16 protein-coding genes are annotated in these 17,832 nt (G+C 72.7%); 6 read left to right on the top strand and 10 right to left on the bottom strand.

The genetic code is table 11. From position 1 onward, the window contains the following. Positions 1-13: 13 nt before the first annotated feature. Genes AB0D94_RS08700 through AB0D94_RS08670 form a run of 7 tightly spaced genes read right to left on the bottom strand, consistent with a single transcriptional unit; the run spans position 14 to position 6,114 of the window. Entirely contained in the window at positions 14-952 is a 939-nt protein-coding gene (locus tag AB0D94_RS08700; RefSeq protein WP_362047702.1) for a type II secretion system F family protein, read from the bottom strand. Continuing rightward, a complete protein-coding gene (locus AB0D94_RS08695) occupies positions 949-2,295 on the bottom strand; it encodes a CpaF family protein (protein WP_266934530.1) in 1,347 nt (448 codons plus the stop codon). The genes AB0D94_RS08700 and AB0D94_RS08695 overlap by 4 nt, the downstream gene beginning before the upstream one ends. Next, complete coding sequence (locus AB0D94_RS08690; protein ID WP_362047699.1) at positions 2,292-2,669, bottom strand: TadE/TadG family type IV pilus assembly protein; 378 nt, start codon at positions 2,667-2,669, stop codon at positions 2,292-2,294. The genes AB0D94_RS08695 and AB0D94_RS08690 overlap by 4 nt, the downstream gene beginning before the upstream one ends. A gap of 4 nt (positions 2,670-2,673) precedes the next feature. Continuing rightward, positions 2,674-3,000, bottom strand: a complete 327-nt coding sequence (locus tag AB0D94_RS08685) for a TadE/TadG family type IV pilus assembly protein (RefSeq protein ID WP_362047697.1) — start codon at positions 2,998-3,000, stop codon at positions 2,674-2,676. A 54-nt stretch (positions 3,001-3,054) separates the two neighbouring features. Next, a complete protein-coding gene (locus AB0D94_RS08680; protein WP_362047694.1) occupies positions 3,055-4,377 on the bottom strand; it encodes an AAA family ATPase in 1,323 nt (440 codons plus the stop codon). An 11-nt stretch (positions 4,378-4,388) separates the two neighbouring features. Then, positions 4,389-5,090: a Flp pilus assembly protein CpaB gene (cpaB, locus tag AB0D94_RS08675; RefSeq protein ID WP_362047691.1), complete on the bottom strand. Its 702-nt coding sequence runs from the start codon at positions 5,088-5,090 to the stop codon at positions 4,389-4,391. Between the two features lie 7 nt (positions 5,091-5,097). Then, positions 5,098-6,114, bottom strand: a complete 1,017-nt coding sequence (locus tag AB0D94_RS08670) for a hypothetical protein (RefSeq protein ID WP_362047688.1) — start codon at positions 6,112-6,114, stop codon at positions 5,098-5,100. Positions 6,115-6,524: 410 nt separating this feature from the next. On the opposite strand from AB0D94_RS08670, the gene AB0D94_RS08665 reads away from it, so the two are divergent. Together AB0D94_RS08665 and AB0D94_RS08660 are read left to right on the top strand one after the other, a co-directional pair. Then, positions 6,525-8,192: a glycoside hydrolase family 18 protein gene (locus tag AB0D94_RS08665; protein ID WP_362048100.1), complete on the top strand. Its 1,668-nt coding sequence runs from the start codon at positions 6,525-6,527 to the stop codon at positions 8,190-8,192. Between the two features lie 128 nt (positions 8,193-8,320). Continuing rightward, on the top strand, positions 8,321-9,658 hold the full coding sequence (locus tag AB0D94_RS08660; protein ID WP_362047685.1) for a M14 family metallopeptidase: 1,338 nt from the start codon (positions 8,321-8,323) through the stop codon (positions 9,656-9,658). A gap of 55 nt (positions 9,659-9,713) precedes the next feature. Here the strand turns inward: AB0D94_RS08660 and AB0D94_RS08655 are convergent, their stop codons facing one another. Together AB0D94_RS08655 and AB0D94_RS08650 are read right to left on the bottom strand one after the other, a co-directional pair. After that, positions 9,714-10,124 (bottom strand): RidA family protein, encoded by a 411-nt coding sequence (locus AB0D94_RS08655; protein WP_362047682.1) that lies wholly within the window; start codon positions 10,122-10,124, stop codon positions 9,714-9,716. Next, on the bottom strand, positions 10,121-10,885 hold the full coding sequence (locus AB0D94_RS08650) for an IclR family transcriptional regulator (protein ID WP_362047679.1): 765 nt from the start codon (positions 10,883-10,885) through the stop codon (positions 10,121-10,123). The genes AB0D94_RS08655 and AB0D94_RS08650 overlap by 4 nt, the downstream gene beginning before the upstream one ends. A 309-nt stretch (positions 10,886-11,194) precedes the next feature. On the opposite strand from AB0D94_RS08650, the gene AB0D94_RS08645 reads away from it, so the two are divergent. From AB0D94_RS08645 to AB0D94_RS08635, 3 genes are read left to right on the top strand one after another with little or no spacing between them, the layout of a single operon-like run. Continuing rightward, a complete protein-coding gene (locus AB0D94_RS08645) occupies positions 11,195-12,475 on the top strand; it encodes an amino acid deaminase (protein WP_362047676.1) in 1,281 nt (426 codons plus the stop codon). Between the two features lie 9 nt (positions 12,476-12,484). Continuing rightward, entirely contained in the window at positions 12,485-14,074 is a 1,590-nt protein-coding gene (locus tag AB0D94_RS08640) for a D-aminoacylase (RefSeq protein ID WP_362047673.1), read from the top strand. Positions 14,075-14,090: 16 nt separating this feature from the next. Then, positions 14,091-15,110, top strand: a complete 1,020-nt coding sequence (locus AB0D94_RS08635) for a YdcF family protein (RefSeq protein WP_362047670.1) — start codon at positions 14,091-14,093, stop codon at positions 15,108-15,110. A gap of 106 nt (positions 15,111-15,216) precedes the next feature. On the opposite strand, the gene AB0D94_RS08630 is transcribed toward AB0D94_RS08635, so the two are convergent. Next, positions 15,217-16,560, bottom strand: coding sequence for a carbohydrate-binding protein (locus AB0D94_RS08630; protein ID WP_362047667.1), 1,344 nt, complete (start codon positions 16,558-16,560; stop codon positions 15,217-15,219). A gap of 188 nt (positions 16,561-16,748) precedes the next feature. Here AB0D94_RS08630 and AB0D94_RS08625 point away from each other — a divergent pair, with 188 nt between their 5' ends. Further along, positions 16,749-16,934 (top strand): hypothetical protein, encoded by a 186-nt coding sequence (locus tag AB0D94_RS08625; RefSeq protein ID WP_362047664.1) that lies wholly within the window; start codon positions 16,749-16,751, stop codon positions 16,932-16,934. Positions 16,935-17,832 lie beyond the last annotated feature (898 nt).

Below are 17,832 nucleotides of genomic sequence, written 5' to 3'. Positions count from 1 at the left end.
CGTCCCGGCCCCCTCACACGTCGATCTTCGAGAGGCGGCGGATGAGCAGGAAGCCCAGGGTGAACAGGCCGAGCGCGACCAGTACGGCGGTCTGCCCGATGAAGGCACCCGTCATCCGGTCCAGCGCCCCCGGCATCATCATGTCCACCAGCAGCAGGGAGCCCAGGCCCATGGCCGGGACCAGGTACGCGGTCACCGTCACCTGGGACAGCTGGGTGCGGATCTCGCGGCGGGTCTCCTTGCGCTGTTCCAGGGTGACCGTGAGGTTGCGCAGGCTGTCCACGATCGCGCCGCCCGCCCGGGCCGACAGGACGAGCGTGGAGACCAGGACGACCAGTTCGCGCGAGGGCAGCCGTTCGGTGAGCTCGCCGAGGGACTCCTCGATGGAGTGGCCGACCGCGAGCCGGTCGGCGACGCGGGCCAGTTCCTCGCCCGCCGGGGCCTCCAGTTCCTCGGCCGCGAGGCCGATGGCGGTACGCAGGGCCAGTCCGGCCTGGGTGGCGTTGGCGAGGATGCGGGCCAGCTCGGGGAGCTGATTGATGAACCGCTCCGTGCGGCGCGTGCGCTGCCAGTTGAGGAAGGCGTTGGCCGCCCAGACGCCGATCGCGCCCGCCACCGGGCCGAAGAACGGTGCCAGGAACGAGGCCGCGATGAGCCACACCCCGGCGATGCCGGACAGCATGTAGACGAAGAACTCGCCGGGCGTGAGGTCCAGGCCGGTCGTGGCCAGTTTCAGTTCGATCCGCCGGCCCAGTGCGGTCCTGCGCAGGCGCCGGTCCACCGCGGGGAAGCGCCGGCGGCGGCCCGTCGGCTCCGGGGCTCCGCTCGCCGAGAGGCGTTCGATGAGGGCGGCGCGCTGGGCCCGGCCGGCGGAGTACGCGTGCACGCCGAGGACGACGAGCAGGCAGGCCAGGAGCGTGGCGCCGAGGGTCAGGAGGACGATTGGGTTCACAGGGCGGTCCGGGTGATGCGGGTGGCCAGGGGGTCGTCGGGCAGGGCGACGCCGAACGCCTGCGGGATCGGCTGGTTGTTCATGTAGAGGCGTTCGGCGATGCGGCGCGGCAGCGGGTAGTACTCGAAGTAGCCGTGGACGCGCCCGTCCGGCCCCATGGGCTGGGCGGCGAACCGGCAGACGGTCGTGATCCGGAAGGGTTCGCGGCCGTGCGACTCCAGGATGGAGATCTCGGTGACGCGGCGCGAGCCGTCGCCGAAGCGGGTCAGCTGGACGACGACGTTGACGGCGCTGTTGATCTGGTCCTGGAGCGCTTCGAAGGGCACTTCCACCTCGGACATCGAGGCGAGCGTCTGGAGGCGCATCAGGGCGTCCTCCGCGCTGTTGGCGTGGACGGTGGCCAGTGAGCCGTCGTGGCCGGTGGACATGGCCTGGAGCATGTCGAGGGTCTCGCCGCCCCGGACCTCGCCGACGATGATGCGGTCGGGGCGCATGCGCAGGGAGTTGCGGACCAGGTCCCGGATGGTGATCTGGCCCTTGCCCTCCACGTTCGCCGGGCGGGATTCCAGGCGGATCACGTGGGCCTGCTGGAGCTGGAGTTCGGCCGAGTCCTCGATGGTGATGATGCGTTCGCCCTCCGGGATCAGGCCGGAGAGGGCGTTGAGGAGGGTGGTCTTGCCGGTGCCCGTGGCCCCCGAGACGATCACGTTCATCTTCGCCTGGACGAGGCCCGACAGCAGGAGCAGCATCTGTTCGTCGAGCGAGCCGAGGCCGATCATCTCGTGCAGGGTGAAGGCGCGCGGGAAGCGGCGGATGGTGAGGGTGGCGCCGGTCAGGGAGAGCGGCGGGATGATGACGTTGACGCGCTCGCCGCTGGGAAGGCGGGCGTCGACCATCGGATTGGCCTCGTCCACCCGGCGGTTGACGGTGGAGACGATGCGTTCGATGGTCTGCATCAGCTGCTCGTGCGAGGCGAAGCGGATGGGCAGCTGCTCGACGCGCCCGGCCCGTTCCACGAAGATCTGGTCGGGCCCGTTGACCATGATCTCGGAGATCGAGGCGTCTTCGAGGAGCGGTTCGAGCACGCCGAGGCCGAGGGCCTCGTCGACGACGCGGCGGATCAGCTGCGCCCGCTCGACCGTGGAGAGCACGGGGCCTTCGCGGCTGATGATGTGGCCGAGTACGCGCTCCAGCCGGGCCCGGCGCTCGGCGGGCGCGAGCGCGGACATCTCGGCGAGGTCGATCTCCTCCAGCAGCTTGGCGCGGTAGGAGGAGACCAGCCGGCCGTCCTCGCGCGGGCTGTGGCGGTCGTCGGGGGTGTTGACCCGGGAACGCAGGCTCATGGTCCGGTCACCTTCGGGTCGTCGTTGGGCATGACCGCGGTGGCCACCGCGGCCTCCAGGCCGAGTCCGGGCACGATGGATTTGATCTCGATCCTCGCCACCGCGGTCACGGCGTCGGCGTCCTTGGACACCTCGACCGTCGCACCGAGGCTCGCCTTGACCGCCGCCTCGCCCGCGGCCTTGCCGCCACTGCCCTTGCGGGCCTCGACGCGGGCGGCAGTACGGGCGGCAGTGTCGGCCTGCTCGTGGACGTACGCGACCCAGCCCAGCTGGATCCCGCACAGCGCGACGAACAGCAGGATCGGCACGAAGCCGATGTACTCGATCGCCACCTGGCCCCGGTCGGAGCGCATCCGCCGCATCCGCCTCTTCACGTCGTCACTCCTCCTTCTCCATCGCCGCGCCGCCCGTGCCGTCGATCGAACCGAAGTTGAGCGAGGGGTGCAGGACGGGGATGCTGAGGGTGACGGTCGCCTTGTAGATGTCGCCCTGTGCACCGCAGCTCACCTTCAGGTCCCAGGCACCCCCGATGTGTTCCCCGGCCGCCGCCGCGCACGCGCCGTCCCCCTTCACCGCCCCCGCCCGCGCCGCCTCGTCCGCCGCGTTCCCGGCCAGGGAGAACGCGTAGCCGATCAGTACGCACTCCCACACCGCCGCGACCAGCAGCAGGATCAGCGGCACCGTGCCGACGAACTCGATCGCCACCTGGCCGCGGTCCCCCCGGTCGCGGCGGCGGGGTCTGCGCGCCGCCGGCACCGGTCAGCCCTCCCGGCCGCGGCGCAGACGGGCCACCGGGCCGGACACGCGGACCGCCAGGGAGGTGCCCGGCGAGCCGCCGGAACGGGCCGGTCCGGCGGGACCCGCCGAGCCCAGGGCCTTCGGGGAGCCCTGGGCGCCCGCCGCCTCCTCCGGGCCGGCCAGCAGGCCCAGTTCGCCCGCCAGCGTCCACAGGGCCTGCTTCACGGTGGAGCGGTTGTCCAGGTCCTGGACCCGGCCCGCGTCCACCACCGCCTGGAGTTCCTTGAAGGCGGCCGGGACCGGGGTCCGGGTGGCCCGGGTCTTGGTGATCTTCTCGATCAGGGCGGGCTGGATCTCGGTGTGCTTGCTCCAGCGGTTGACGACCAGCGCGGTGTCCTCCGCCTTGCGCACCTGGAGCCGCTCCCACATGCGGACCATCCGCTTCGCGGCCCGCACCGCGACCACATCCGGGGTGGTCACCAGCACCGCCACGTCCGCCGTCTCCACGGCGGCGGCGTTCGCGCCGGTCACCTGGGTCCCGCAGTCGATGACGACGAGTTCGTAGCGGCTGCGCAGCGCCCCGACGATGTGGCGGGCCGCCCGGTCGTCGACCTCCTCGCCGCGTTCGCCGTCCGCCGGGGCCAGCAGCAGGGCCAGGCCCGTGCGGTCGTCGTAGACGGCGTCCTGGAGGACCCGCGGGGAGATGTCCTGGATCCCGGCGAGGTCGGCGATGGAGCGCCGGAACTGCACGTCGAGGTACGAGCCCACGTCCCCGGCCTGGAGGTCCATGTCGACCAGTGCGGTACGCCGTCCCGAGGCGGCCGCGGCCAGCGCGAACTGGACGGCGGTGAATGTGGTCCCCACGCCCCCCTTGGCGCCGGTGACGGTGACCACCCGGCCGCCCGGCCCGGTGAACACGTCGGCCCCGCGCCCCAGGTGGCGGCGTACGCCCACGGACCAGTGGGCGGCGGCCTGGACGCGGGCGGCCAGTTCCTCGTAGGAGAGCGGGAGGCCGACCAGGCCCCGCGCGCCCGAGTCCATCGCGGCGGAGAAGAGGGCCGGTCCGGCGTCGGAGGAGACCAGGACCACTCCCACCGCGGGGAAGCGCAGGGCGACCTCGCGGATGAGCTCCAGGGCGGGGACGGGGCCGATCCGCTCGTGGACCAGGACGACCTCGGGGAGTTCGTCGATGGATTCGGCGGCGAGGCGGGCGAGGGTGTCGAGCAGGGTGGTGGAGTCGGGGACCGGGAGGGCCGGTTCGGCGGCCGGGAGCTGGCTGAGGAGGGTGGCGATGGCGCGGGCGGCGTCCGGGTCGCCGGCCGCGGGGAGGATTCGGGTGGTCATCCGGGCCTGCCTTACTTGTCCCCGTCGAGGGTGTACGTGCGGTCGCTCGGGCTCGGCGCCGAGTCGGTGCCGGGGGCCACCAGCGCCAGGCGCACGTGCTCCGCGAAGGACTCGGCGTACGCGACGCGCTGGGTGTCCTTGGTGTTGAGGGCGAAGGTGATCGGGACGGCCTCGGCCGGGCCGTTGCGGTCGCTGTTCTTCTCCAGGGCGGTGAGCTTGCCGACGCCCAGGACGCGGGCGTTGGCGACGATGATCACCGACCGGGAGGGGTCGGTGTCCTTGGCGCCCTTGAAGGTGGCGATGATGTTGACCTTCGCGCCGGAGGTGATCTTGCCCGCCACGCCGGTCGCCGCGTCGATCATGATGGCGATCTCCTGCTCGCCGGGCTGGAGCTGCGGCCGGTCGACGAACATGTCCGACTGGAGCAGCGAGCCCTTCTTCAGGGTGGTGAGCGCGATCTTGTCCTTGAGCGCGCCGAGGTCGGTGACGGCGGTCTCGGAGAGCCAGCGCCTGGGCACGGTGATCTCCTCGAACTGCCCTTCCGTCAGGGGGCTGTACGGGGCGATGTCGCCCTTGGCGCGGTACGCGACGACCTCGGCCCCGACCTTGGAATTGACGTCGCCGATCACCACGAGGACGCCGGCGAAGGCCCCGAGCGCGCACAGGACCGACAGGAGCAGCAGGATGACGCCGCGGCGCTGGCGTGAGTTCATGGCCGTACTACCTCGCCGTTCTTCGTTCGATCTTGCGTTCGGGCCGGGCGGATCGGTCGGTGCGGTCGGATCGGTCGGTGCGGGACCGGGCGGTGGCCGCCTCCGCCGAAGGCGGTGACGCCGGCGGTGGCGCCGTGAGCGGCGCGGAGCAGAAGCCGCACCGGTCGCCGATGAGTTCGAGGCCGCACCAGCGGCACTCGTCCCGGCGGACCGAGGCGACCAGCTGGTAGAGGACGTTCGGGTCCGGGATGCCGGCGGCGAACTCGACGAGCTTCTGGGTGCCCCACCAGGCGGGCGAGTCGGCCGGCAGCGGGTTCTCCATGACCCCCTGCACCTGCCAGGCGGGGGCGAGTTCGGCCGCGACCCAGTCGGAGGCGAGCTGTCCGCGGGCGAAGGTGAGGTGGGTGGCGAACTCGGGCCCGGCCGGCATGGCCGCGTCCGCCCCGTGGGAGCCGTGCGAGCCGCGTGAGCGCGGGGAGCCGTGCGTGCCGCGTGCGGTGCGGGAGCCGGCGGAGCCGCCCAGCCTGACCAGGTGCGGCGCCGGGTGGGCGAGTACGGCGAACTGCGCGCTCGGCGACCACGACCTGGCGTGCGCCTTGAGCCCGACCGGGACCCGGTCGAGCTTGGCGACCGAGCCCAGCAGGGCGCCCGCGTAGATGTAGTGGGACAGCAGGCGGGCCGCGGAGGCGATCACTCCGGGGCTGAAGTCGCAGACGCTGAGCTGGCGCAGCTGACGTACCAGCAGGGCGGTCCCCAGCGGCGGCAGATCGATGTCGAGGAGCGCGATCCGGTCGGTTTCCAGGATGGCCCGTACGGTGTGCAGCCGCTGCACGGTGGCGCGGGGCAGCCAGGACGGTACGAGGGCCACGAGGTGGCCGTGCCCCTCCAGCAGCGTGCTGGTCTCGGCGAGCGCGCCCTCCAGGTCGAGGCTCCCGGGCGGGTGCAGTACGGCGGCCCCGGGCGTGTGCCGGTCGGGGGCGGGAAGCACCAGGTCTGCGCTGGTGACAGCGATGGCGGTCGGCACGCGAATCCCCCTGTTCACCCCGTACGCCACGGACGTCCGCACGCCCGTCGCAGACCCCGCGACGCGCTCGTACCGTGCCCGTCGCGTACGCGCACGCACTGCGCGACCGCAAACGATCGACGCCCTTCCCCCTTGCTCCAGCACCATATCCGCGTCACCCCTGGCCGGGCAGGGTCTTGGGAATTCCCGTGACACGAGCACATGTCACAGGTGGCGGGAAACCCGGACAACAAGGATCGGGCATTCGGCCATTTCAAGCCACATTGCAAAGACTCTTGACACCAGGATTGGTCTGGACCAACTTGGCTGCGCAGGCCTTGAGTTGCCCGTCCCCACCGGGCAGGCCCCCACCCGTCCCCATTCCTCCCCCCACCGGAGCCCACGTGAACCGCATACGCTCCCTCGCCCTTCTGGGCGCCGCCACCCTCGCCGCCGGGGGCCTGACCGCCCTCGCCACCGGCACCGCCCAGGCCGCGGACGTCAACGTCGCCCGTAACGGAGGCTTCGAGTCCGGCCTGGCCAACTGGTCGTGTTCGGGCGGCAGCGGCGTCGCCGTCTCCTCCCCCGTCTTCGCCGGCGCCGGGGCCCTGAAGGCCACTCCGGCCGGTTCCGACAACGCCCGCTGCAGCCAGACCGTCACGGTCAAGCCGAACTCGACGTACACGCTGAGCACCCAGGTGCAGGGCTCCTACGTGTACCTCGGCGCGACCGGGACGGGCACGCAGGACGTGTCCACCTGGACCCCCGGTTCCGGCTCCGGCTGGCAGAAGCTCTCCACGACCTTCTCCACCGGACCCAGCACCACCCAGGTCACCGTGTACACGCACGGCTGGTACGGCCAGCCGGCCTACACCGTCGACGAGTTCAGCGTCTTCGGCCCGGACGGCGGCGGGGGCACCGACCCGGGCCCGTCCGTCCCCGGCGCCCCGGCCGGGACCGCCGTTTCCGGCCAGAGCGCGAACGGGCTCACCCTTTCGTGGAACGCGGTCAGCTCGGCGACGGGGTACCACGTGTACCAGGACGGCGTCCGCGTGCAGAGCGTGACCTCCGCCTCCGCCCAGATCACCGGGCTCGCCGCGGCCACCTCGTACTCCTTCCAGGTGAGCGCGTACAACGCGGCGGGCGAGAGCCCCAGGTCCGCCGCGGTGACGGGCACCACGACCGGCGGCGGAAACCCCGGCCCGGGCCCTGCGGTCCCCAAGCACGCACTGACCGGCTACTGGCAGAACTTCAACAACGGGGCGACCGTCCAGAAGATCTCCGACGTCTCCGCGCAGTACGACATCATCGCCGTCTCCTTCGCCGACGCCACCGCCACGCCCGGCGCCATCACCTTCAACCTCGACTCGGCGGGCCTCGGCGGCTACACCGTCGCCCAGTTCAAGGCGGACATCGCCGCGAAGAAGACCGCCGGCAAGTCGGTCATCCTCTCGATCGGCGGCGAGAAGGGCACCATCTCGGTCAACGATTCCGCCTCCGCGAACAACCTGGCGAACTCGGCGTACGCGCTGATGCAGGAGTACGGGTTCACCGGAATCGACATCGACCTGGAGAACGGGATCAACCCGACCTACATGACGCAGGCGCTGCGCTCGCTGTCCGCGAAGGCGGGCCCCTCGCTCGTCATCACGATGGCCCCGCAGACCATCGACATGCAGTCCACCCAGGGCGGGTACTTCAAGACGGCCCTGAACATCAAGGACATCCTCACCGTCGTCAACATGCAGTACTACAACAGCGGCTCGATGAACGGCTGCGACGGCAAGGTCTACTCGCAGGGCTCGGTGGACTTCCTCACCGCGCTCGCCTGCATCCAGCTGGAGGGCGGCCTGGACCCGTCCCAGGTGGGCATCGGCGTCCCGGCCTCCCCGAGCGGCGCCGGCAGCGGCTACGTCTCGCCGACGGTCGTCAACAACGCCCTGGACTGCCTGGCACGTGGCACGAACTGCGGATCCTTCAAGCCCTCGAAGACCTACCCCGGGCTGCGCGGTGCGATGACCTGGTCGACCAACTGGGACGCGAAGGCCGGCCACGCTTGGTCCAACGCGGTGGGTCCGAAGGTCCACGCGCTCCCCTAGGCGGTACGTGTGGGGGTGGCCTGAATCGGTTCGGCGAGCACGAGGGGCGCTTGACCGGGACATGCCACGAGAGCACGCTGTGCGCACGTCCGCACGGCTACCCCCACACTCCCCACCCAGGAGAACGCATGCGGCTACACACCCGCCGGAGGGCCGCCGTCACGGCGGCCCTGCTGGCACTCGCCCTCGGCGCACCCGCCTACGGAATGAGCGCGACGGCATCGCCACCGCCCACCCCGTCCACCGCCACCCAGGACGAGGCCATCGTCCAGTACCGGATCCACGGCCCCTCGACGGTCGCCGACCGCACGGCGCTGCTCAGCTCCGGGGTGTCGATCGACGAGGTGGACGACCACACCGTCGTCGTCAGCGCCGACACCATGCAGGCCAGGGAACTGCGCGCGCGGGGCTACCAGCTCACCGCCCTCCCCGGACCGCCGGACCGCTCCCTGCCCGGCATCGCGGCGGGCACCATGGACTTCCCCTCGGCGGACTCCAGGTACCACAACTACGCCGAGGCGACGGCAGAGATCGACCAGCGCATCGCCCAGTACCCCGGGATCATGAGCAAGCGGGTCATCGGGAAGTCGTACCAGGGCCGCGACCTCTTCGCGATCAAGATCAGTGACAACGTCGCCACCGACGAGGCCGAGCCCGAGGTGCTCTTCACGGCGCACCAGCACGCCCGCGAGCACCTGACCGTGGAAATGGCCCTGTACCTCCTGAAGGAGTTCGGCGCCAAGTACGGCACCGAGTCCCGGGTCACCAACGCGATCAACAGCCGCGAGATCTGGATCATCCCGGACCTCAACCCGGACGGCGGCGAGTACGACATCGCCACCGGCTCCTACCGCTCCTGGCGCAAGAACCGCCAGCCCAACTCCGGCTCCTCCTACGTCGGCACCGACCAGAACCGGAACTGGAACTACAAGTGGGGCTGCTGCGGCGGCTCCAGCAGCAGCAAGAGCTCCGAGACCTACCGGGGCACGGCCCCCGAGTCGACGCCCGAGGTGAAGGTCGTCTCCGACTTCGTCCGCAGCCGGGTGATCGGCGGCAAGCAGCAGATCAAGGCATCGATCGACTTCCACACCTACAGCCAGCTGGTGCTCTGGCCCTTCGGCTGGACGTACAACGACACCGCGCCCGGACTGACCGCCGACGACCTCGCCGTGTTCAAGAAGATCGGCACGAGCATGGCGGCGAGCAACGGCTACACCCCGGAGCAGTCGAGCGACCTCTACATCACGGACGGGACGATCGACGACTGGCTGTGGGGCAGCCAGAAGATCTTCGCATACACCTTCGAGATGTACCCGGCGAGCGCGGGCGGCGGCGGCTTCTACCCGCCCGACGAGGTGATCGACCGCGAGACCTCGCGCAACAAGGAGGCCGTGCTCCAGCTGCTGGAGAACGCCGACTGCATGTACCGCTCGATCGGCAAGGAAGCCCAGTACTGCACCGCCTGACCGCAGGACCCCTCAGGGGCGCCCCACCGCCAGGGGGGCGCCCCGTCCGCGTGCCTCAGCCCAGAACGGCGAGCGCGTCGATCTCGATGAGCAGCCCGGCCGGCAGGCCCACGTACACGGTCGTCCGGGCGGCCGGCACCTCCTTGAGGCCCTGCTCCTCGAAGTAGGTGTTGTAGATCCCGTTCATCTCGGCGAAGTGCGCGGTGTCCGTGAGGTAGACGCGGATCATCATCACGTCGTCCCAGCCCGCGCCGCCCGCCTCCAGCACGGAGCGGACGTTCTCCAGCGTCTGGAGGGTCTGCTCGCGCAGCGTCGGCCCGGCGGGCGTGGGCGGCTGACCGTCCACGTGCGGCAGGAAGCCGACCTGGCCGGCGACCTGGAGGATGTTCCCCTTGCGCACCCCGTGCGAGAACCTCGCGGGCGGCGCCGTGTGGGTGTCGGGGGTGATCGCGGTCTTCTCGGTCATGAACCGTCCTTCTCTACGGGGCCGGAGCCTGAGTAGTCCCGGCTGATGGTGTCGGCGGTACGGAGGACCAGGGGCAGCAGTTCGAGCAGCCCCTCGGCGGAGACGACCACGCTCGGCGCGGAGACCGACAGCGCGGCGACGACCCGCCCGTCCGGCCCGCGCACCGGCGCGCCGAGGCAGTTGAGGGACTCCTCGTGCCCCCCGAGGTCCGTGGCCCAGCCCTGCTCCCGTACGAGGGTCAGCTCGCGGAGGAAGGCGGCGGCGTCCGGGGTGGAGCGGGCGGTGTGGCGCGGGTACTCCAGCCGCCGCGCCAGCGCCTCGCGTTCGGGCTCGGGCAGGTCGGCGAGGAGCAGCTTGGCGACGGCGGCGACGGTGAGGGGGACGGGTCTGCCGATGCGGGAGTACATGCGCACCGGGTAGCGGCTGTCGACCTTGTCGACGTACACGACCTCGTCGTCCTGGTGGAGGGCGAGGTGCACGGTGTGACCGGTGGCCCTGTTCAGCTCCACCAGGTGGGGGTGCGCGATCTCCCGGACGTCCAGGTTCTCGACGGCCTCGGCGGCGAGCGCGAAGAGCTGCGCCCCGAGCCGGTAGCGGCCGTCGGCCTGCCGGTACACGAAGCGGTGCTCGTGCAGGGTGCGCAGCAGGCGCAGCGCGGTGCTCTTGTGCACGCCGAGCTCCGCCGCCACGTCGCCGAGCCCTGCCGGGCCGCGGGCGAGCAACGGCAGGATGCCGAGGGCGCGTTCCACCGACTGGCTCATGCGGCCCCTTCTCGTACGGTCACTGCGAACACCGGCTCCGCCGGCGCCCCGGGCTCCGCCCGGACCCGCGCCTCAATCGCCGGCGGGGCTGGAATTGCCCTGCGGGCCATCCAGCCGCGCCAGGCAGACGGCCTCCGCCGAATCCAGCCCCGCCGGCGTTTGAGGCGCGGGTCCGGGCGGAGCCCCAGCAGCGGTGCCGCACCGGACGGCCGCGCGTTGACCCGTCGTCATCCGGATGTTAGACAGCATGCAGCGGAACACGCAACGACCGTTGCAGTCAACGCAACGCAACACCCGGGAGGCACCCGCATGGCCAGCGACCCCGTCAAGGACCTCGCCGACGAACCGGTCGACCACCGGTTCAAGGGCCTGCCCCCGGACGCCCAGGCGCACGGCCTCACCGTCGGACAGCTCGCCGCCCAGCGCCGGGACCTGTTCGACGGGGGCTACACCACCCCCGTCCTGACCCTCGACTCGGACGCGCTGGAGCACAACCTCCGCGCCCTCGGCGCGTACGCCGCCCGCCACGACCTCGCCTTCGCCCCGCACGGCAAGACCTGCATGTCCCCCCAGCTCTTCCGGCGCCAGCTGGACCACGGGGCCTGGGGCATCACCGCGGCCGTCCCCCACCAGGCCCGCGTCTACCGCGCCTTCGGCATCCAGCGGATCTTCCTCGCCAACGAACTCGTCGACGCCGCCGCCCTGCGCTGGGTCGCCGCCGAACTCGCCGCCGACCCGGGCTTCCGGTTCGTCTGCTACGTCGACTCCGTCCGCGGCGTCCAGCTCATGGACCGGGCCCTCCGGGGCCAGCCGGCCGTCGTCGACGTCGTCATCGAGCTCGGCGCCGGCGAAGGAGCCCGCACCGGGGCCCGCACCGACGAGGACTGCCGCGCCGTCGCCGACGCCGTGGCCGGCGCCGCCGCCCTGCGCCTCGTCGGCGTCGCCGGCTACGAGGCCGAGGTCCCGGACGCCGACCCCGACCGGGTGCACGCGTACCTGCGCCGCCTCACCGGCCTCGCCGTCGAGTTCGACAAGGCCGGCCGCTTCGACGCGGACCTCGACGAGATCGTCGTCAGCGCGGGCGGCTCCGCCTGGTTCGACGCCGTGGCCGACGTCTTCGCCGAGCTCCCCGAGCTGTCCCGCCCCGTGCTCAAGCTGCTGCGCTCCGGCGCGTACGTCTCCCACGACCACGGCTGGTACACCCGCCTCACCCCCTTCAACCGGCACCCCGAAGAGGGCGGCCTGCGGCCCGCCTTCCGCCTGTGGACCCAGGTCGTCTCGCGCCCCTCCCCCACCCAGGCCTTCGTCAACGCCGGCAAGCGCGACATCGCCTACGACCTCGGCCTGCCCACCGCCGAGCTGGTCCGCGACCCGCTCGACGGGACCGAGCGGCCCGCCACCGGGGTCCGCGTCGTCAAACTGTCCGACCAGCACGCCTGGCTGGAGACCGACACGGCCGACACCCTCCAGGTCGGCGACTGGGTGGCACTCGGCATGTCCCACCCCTGCACGATCTTCGAGAAGTGGCCGCTGATCCCGGTCGTGGAAGGCGACGGCACGGTCACCGACTACGTGCGCACCTTCTTCTAGGCCACGGCCGTGGACCTGGTCATCCGCGGGGCCCGCGTCGTCGACGGCACGGGCGGGCCCTCGTACACCGCCGACGTCGGCGTGCACGAGGGCCGGATCGCCGCGATCGGCAGGATCCCGGGCGGGGGCCGCCGCACCCTCGACGCGCACGGCCTCGCCCTCGCACCCGGCTTCACCGACATGCACGCCCACAGCGACCTCGCGCTGCTCCGCGACCCGGACCACTGCGCCAAGGCCGCCCAGGGCGTCACCCTCGAAGTCCTCGGCCAGGACGGCCTGTCGTACGCACCCGCCGACGACCGCACCCTCGGCGAGGTGCGGGCCGCCATCGCCGGATGGAACGGCGGCGGTCCGGGCAGCACCGGCCTCGACTTCGACTGGCGCACCGTCGGCGAGTACCTCGACCGCCTCGATGCGGGCTTCGGGGGCGAGGGCATCGCCGTCAACGCCGCGTACCTCGTCCCCCAAGGCACGGTCCGCGCGTACGCCCTCGGCTGGGAGGACCGGCCCGCCACCCCGGCCGAACTGGACCGGATGCGGCAGCTCGTCGCCGACGGCCTGGCCCAGGGCGCCGTCGGCATGTCCTCCGGACTCACCTACACCCCCGGCATGTACGCCTCCGGCTCCGAACTGACCGAGCTGTGCCGCGTGGTGGCCCGGTACGGCGGCTACTACTGCCCGCACCACCGCTCCTACGGCCACGGCGCGCTGGCCGCCTACGCCGAGATGGTCGACCTGACCCGGGAGGCCGGCTGCGCCCTGCACCTGGCACACGCCACCATGAACTTCGGCGAGAACGAGGGCCGCGCCGGCGAACTGCTCGCCCTGCTCGACGCGGCCCTGGCCGACGGCGCCGACATCACCCTCGACAGCTACCCGTACACCCCCGGCTGCACCACCCTCGTCGCCCTGCTCCCCAGCTGGGCCAACGAGGGCGGCCCGGAGGCCGTCCTGGCCCGGCTGCGCGACGACGCCCAGGCCGAACGGATCCGCCACGCACTGGAGGTGGAGGGCGCGGACGGCTGCCACGGCGTCCCCGTCGACTGGTCGACGGTCGAGATCTCCGGCGTCACCGATCCCGCCTTCGCGCCCCTGGTCGGCACCCGCCTGGACGGCTGGGACACCGCCCGCCGGCTCCTGCTCGGCGACCGGCTCGGGCCCACGGTCCTCCAGCACGTCGGCCACGAGGACAACGTCCGGGCGATCATGCGCCACCCCGTCCACACCGGCGGCTCCGACGGCATCCTCCAGGGCGCGAAACCGCACCCGCGCGCCTACGGCACCTTCCCGCACTACCTCGGCCACTACGTGCGCGAACTCGGCGTGCTCAGCCTGGAGGAGTGCGTCGCCCACCTGGCGGGCCGCCCGGCGGCGCGGCTGCGCCTGCCCGACCGGGGACTCGTACGCGAGGGCCTGCGCGCCGACCTCGTCCTCTTCGACCCGGACACGGTCGCGGCCGGCTCCACGTACGAGAACCCGCGCGCGCTGCCCACCGGCATCCCGCACGTCCTGATCGGCGGACGGTTCGTGATGCGCGACGGGCGCCGCACCGGGGTCCTGGCCGGGCGTTCCGTGCGCCGGACGGCACTCCCGGACTGACACCTACGATGGCGCCATGGTCGCCTTCGTCTTCGCCGCGCTGCTCTTCCTCACCTTCTGCATAAGCGCGCGGAGGGACCGTCGCCGTTTCCGCAACGCCGTGCTCCTCGGACTGACCTGCGTGGCCGTCTCCTTCGCCCTGCTCCTCCAAGTCGCCGCACTGCCGGGCTGGCTGGCGATCGCCGCCCTGCTGATCGTCTTCTCGGTTCCCACGCTCGGCCTCGTGGCCACAGGGGTGTTCCTCGTCGCCAACGGCATGACCATGGTCCGCAAGGAGGGCACGCGCCTGCCCAACCTGCTGTCGCTGCTCGCCGGCCTCGGGATCTTCGCGATGATCACGCTGCTGGCCTTCGTGGGCGCCTCCGACTCCGCGGTCCTCACCGGGGCCGTCGCCACCCTCGCCCTGGTCGTCGCGTACGTCTCCTTCGTGTTCCTGTCCTTCGCCGGGTACGCCTTCCTCTACGGCCGCATCAAGGTGCGCGGCGACGTCGACCACGTGGTGATGCTCGGGTCCGGTCTGATCGGCGGCGACCGGGTACCGCCGCTGCTGGCCTCGCGCCTGCGCAAGGGGCAGCAGATCCACGACGCCCAGATCGCGCGGGGCGGGCGGCCGCCGGTGCTGCTCGTGTCGGGCGGCAAGGGGTCGGACGAGCAGGTCTCCGAGGCCCGCGCGATGGCGGACTGGCTGGTCGCGCAGGGCGCGCCGGCCGAGCACGTGCGGCTGGAGGACCGTTCCCGCACGACCGAGGAGAACATGCTGTTCAGCCGGGAGATCATGGAGGCGGACCTCCCGGGCTACCGGTGCGTGGTGGTCACCAACAACTTCCACGCCTTCCGGGCGGCGATGATGGCCCGCAAGGCCGGGGTCAACGGGCAGGTCGTGGGGTCCCCGACGGCCCGCTACTTCCTGCCGACCGCCACGCTGCGCGAGTTCGTCGCGGTCTTCTGGGAGCACCGCCGGGTGAACCTGGCCATCTGCGGCGCGCTGGTCGCCGTCGGCGCGCTGGCCTCGGTGGCGGCGGCGCTGAGCATCTGACCCGCGGCGTGGCGGGACGCGGGGGCGCCGTGGCTCCCCCCTTGGCAGCCACGGCACCCCCTGTCCCGGCCTGATCGGCGAGACACCCCCCCAAAAAAGTGCGCCCTTAAATGCGCTGCCAGAGCGCCGGGACGTTCGGCGGCTCCCAACCCGTCTGGGCCTGGTGGCCCTGGAGGCAGCGGTAGCCGGCTCCGCCGTAGGTGACGGTGGCGCCGGTCGCGTAGACCGTGCCCGCCTTCCAGGTGCCGCCCGGCTCGGGGTCACCGGGGCCGGGGCCCGGGTCGCTGCCGCTGACCTTGAGGGTCAGGCCGTACGCGGACAGGATCGGGTTCAGCGGCTGGAAGAAGGTGGTTCCGCCGCTGGAGCAGTTGCCGGAGCCGCCGGAGGTCACGCCCTGGGCCTGGCTGCCGGAGATGTAGGAGCCGCCGGAGTCGCCGGGCTCGGCGCAGACCGTCGTACGGGTCACCCCGGAGATGGTGCCCTCGGGGTAGGTGACGCTGGTGTTGTGCTGCTGGATCGTGCCGCAGTGCCAGCCGGTGGTCGAGCCGGAGCGGCACACCGAGGCCCCGACGGGCTGCAGTACCGAGCCTGTGACCTGCACGTTCGCCCCGCCGCTGCCCTTCACGTACGGGGTCGCGGTCCACTGCGCGTTCGCGGCCACCCAGGCCATGTCGCTGCCGGGGAAGACCGAGGCCTGGAAGGACCCCTGCGCGACCTGGTTGAAACCGCTGGTCGTGGTCCCGGCGCGGCCGCAGTGCCCGGCGGTGGCGAAGCCGTTCGTGGTGCCCTTGGTGACCGGGAAGCCCACGGAGCAGCGGCCGCTGCCGTTCATGTAGTAGGCGTCCCCGCCGCGCAGGTCGTACAGCGGGCGCGGGGCCTCGGCCGTACGGACCACCGTGACCAGCGCCGGGTCGGTCCCGGTGGCGGCGAGCAGCCCGGCGGCGGCCCCGGCCTCGGCCTCCTCCACGACCAGGGTGTTGGAGCGCGGGTCGACGTACCGGACCGGGGTCGCGGCGGTGGCGGCCCGGTCCAGGGCGGCCCTGGCGGTGTCCAGGTCGGCCAGGGTGCGGGTGACCACGGCGGCCCGGGCGCCGGCGGCCCGTATCGCCGGGGCGTCGGCGGCGCGGGTGGTGGCCACGGTGAGGGTGCCCGCGTCGGCGCCCTCCACCCAGGCCCCGGCGAAGGCGGCGCCGAGCCGGGCCCGGAGCCGGGCGGCGGTGGCCCCCGCCTCGGCCTCGTGGACGAGCCGGGCCTTGGCCTGCGCGGGGGTGAGGCCGAGGTCGCGCTGCATGGCGGCGAGCAGCTCGGGCGGGGCGTCGGCGGTCCGCAGGGTGGTCGCCGCCGAGGGGGCGGGCGGGGCGGGGTCGGCGGTGGCGCCGCCCGTACCGGCCAGCAGCAGCCCGGCGGCGGCCAGGGCGGTACACGCCGCGCGGGCGTGTCGCTTGAGCATGGGGGGTCTCCTCGGTTTCCGGTGGGGATGGGGCGGGTCTGCGGAAACCGTAGAAATCCGAACCGGCGTGCGGGAGCTGCCAGTTGGCCCCTCCCCCGGCGTTATGGCCGCCGCCGGTGTCCGGCCGACGTGCGTTCATGGGGCCGCCGCCGGAGGATGGGGGCCAGGGGGCACTGAGGAGGTATGCGATGGACAGTGAATCGGACCAGCAGCCGACGCGGTCGGACCGGCTCTTCACGGGCGGGGAGCGACCGTACGACCCCGAGGACCTCGTGATGGCGACAGGCCACGACCCGACTCCGGAGCGGGTCGAGAAGGCCCGCAAGCTGATCGAGAAGGAGGGCCCGCAGGTCATCGAGCGCTACCTCCCGTAGCCGTTGCCGTTGCCGTTGCCCCTGCGGGGGCTTGGCGGGTGGGGCCTGGGCTCTGCGTTGCCCCTGCGAGGGCTCGGCGGGCGCGGGCTCGGCCCTGCCGGTCCCCTGCGGGCAGCTCGGCGGGTACGGCCCCGGCCCCGCCGGGCCCCTGCGGACAGCTCGGCGAGCGCGGCCCCGGCCCCGCCGGGCCCCTGCGGGCAGCTCGGCGAGCGCGGCCCCGGCCCTGCCGGGCCCCTGCGGGCAGCTCGGCGGGTACGGCCCCGGCCCTGCCGGGCTTACCGGCGTACGGGTGTGGGGCGGGGCCGCTCCGGAGCGTCTCCTCGGCTCGCGCACTTAACCCCGGCTGCGAATGCCCGGCCCAGGTTGCGCGCTCGTCCTGCGGGGACCCTCCTGCGCGTCCCCACCCCACGCCCAGGCTCCGGAAGCCAACCCCGCCACCCTCGGAAGCCGTTCCGGGGTGGGTGCCCAGGCTTCGGAAGCCAGACCCGTCACCGCCGGAAGCCGTTCCGGGGTGGGGCCCGGGCTCCGGAAGCCGGCCCCGTCACCGTCGAAAGCCGTGGCGGGGGTGGGCCGGGGCCGCTCCGGAGCGTCTCCTCGGCTCGCGCACTTAGCCCCGGCTACGAAGCTTCCGGCCTGGGTTGCGCGCTCGTCCTGCGGGGACTCTCCTGCGCGCCCCCGTCCCACGCCTCGGCTTCGGAAGCGGGGCCTGGCGGCTGTCCGGGAACTCGGGGTGGAGGGGAGTGGTGCCGCGCAGGGCTGTCCCCGCAGGACGAGCGCGCAACCTGGGTCCCACTTGCGCAGCAGGGGCTCAGTGCGCGAGCCGAGGAGACAGCCCGGAGGGGCACCGCGGACCGACCCCACCGACCAGGCCCCGGCAAAGCCGAACCGCACACCGCCG

This window comes from Streptomyces sp. NPDC048255 (assembly GCF_040652415.1).
GTDB lineage: Bacteria > Actinomycetota > Actinomycetes > Streptomycetales > Streptomycetaceae > Streptomyces.
This window is presented reverse-complemented; position numbering and strand designations above follow the sequence as displayed.

What these genes read in the sequence shown, in the direction of transcription:
- AB0D94_RS08695 (WP_266934530.1), bottom strand. Translation starts at nt 2,295, where the DNA reads ATGAGCCTGCGTTCCCGGGTCAACACCCCCGACGACCGCCACAGCCCG.
- AB0D94_RS08680 (WP_362047694.1), bottom strand. Translation starts at nt 4,377, where the DNA reads ATGACCACCCGAATCCTCCCCGCGGCCGGCGACCCGGACGCCGCCCGC.
- cpaB (WP_362047691.1), bottom strand. Translation starts at nt 5,090, where the DNA reads ATGAACTCACGCCAGCGCCGCGGCGTCATCCTGCTGCTCCTGTCGGTC.
- AB0D94_RS08660 (WP_362047685.1), top strand. Translation starts at nt 8,321, where the DNA reads ATGCGGCTACACACCCGCCGGAGGGCCGCCGTCACGGCGGCCCTGCTG.
- AB0D94_RS08655 (WP_362047682.1), bottom strand. Translation starts at nt 10,124, where the DNA reads ATGACCGAGAAGACCGCGATCACCCCCGACACCCACACGGCGCCGCCC.
- AB0D94_RS08650 (WP_362047679.1), bottom strand. Translation starts at nt 10,885, where the DNA reads ATGAGCCAGTCGGTGGAACGCGCCCTCGGCATCCTGCCGTTGCTCGCC.
- AB0D94_RS08645 (WP_362047676.1), top strand. Translation starts at nt 11,195, where the DNA reads ATGGCCAGCGACCCCGTCAAGGACCTCGCCGACGAACCGGTCGACCAC.
- AB0D94_RS08635 (WP_362047670.1), top strand. Translation starts at nt 14,091, where the DNA reads ATGGTCGCCTTCGTCTTCGCCGCGCTGCTCTTCCTCACCTTCTGCATA.
- AB0D94_RS08630 (WP_362047667.1), bottom strand. Translation starts at nt 16,560, where the DNA reads ATGCTCAAGCGACACGCCCGCGCGGCGTGTACCGCCCTGGCCGCCGCC.
- AB0D94_RS08625 (WP_362047664.1), top strand. Translation starts at nt 16,749, where the DNA reads ATGGACAGTGAATCGGACCAGCAGCCGACGCGGTCGGACCGGCTCTTC.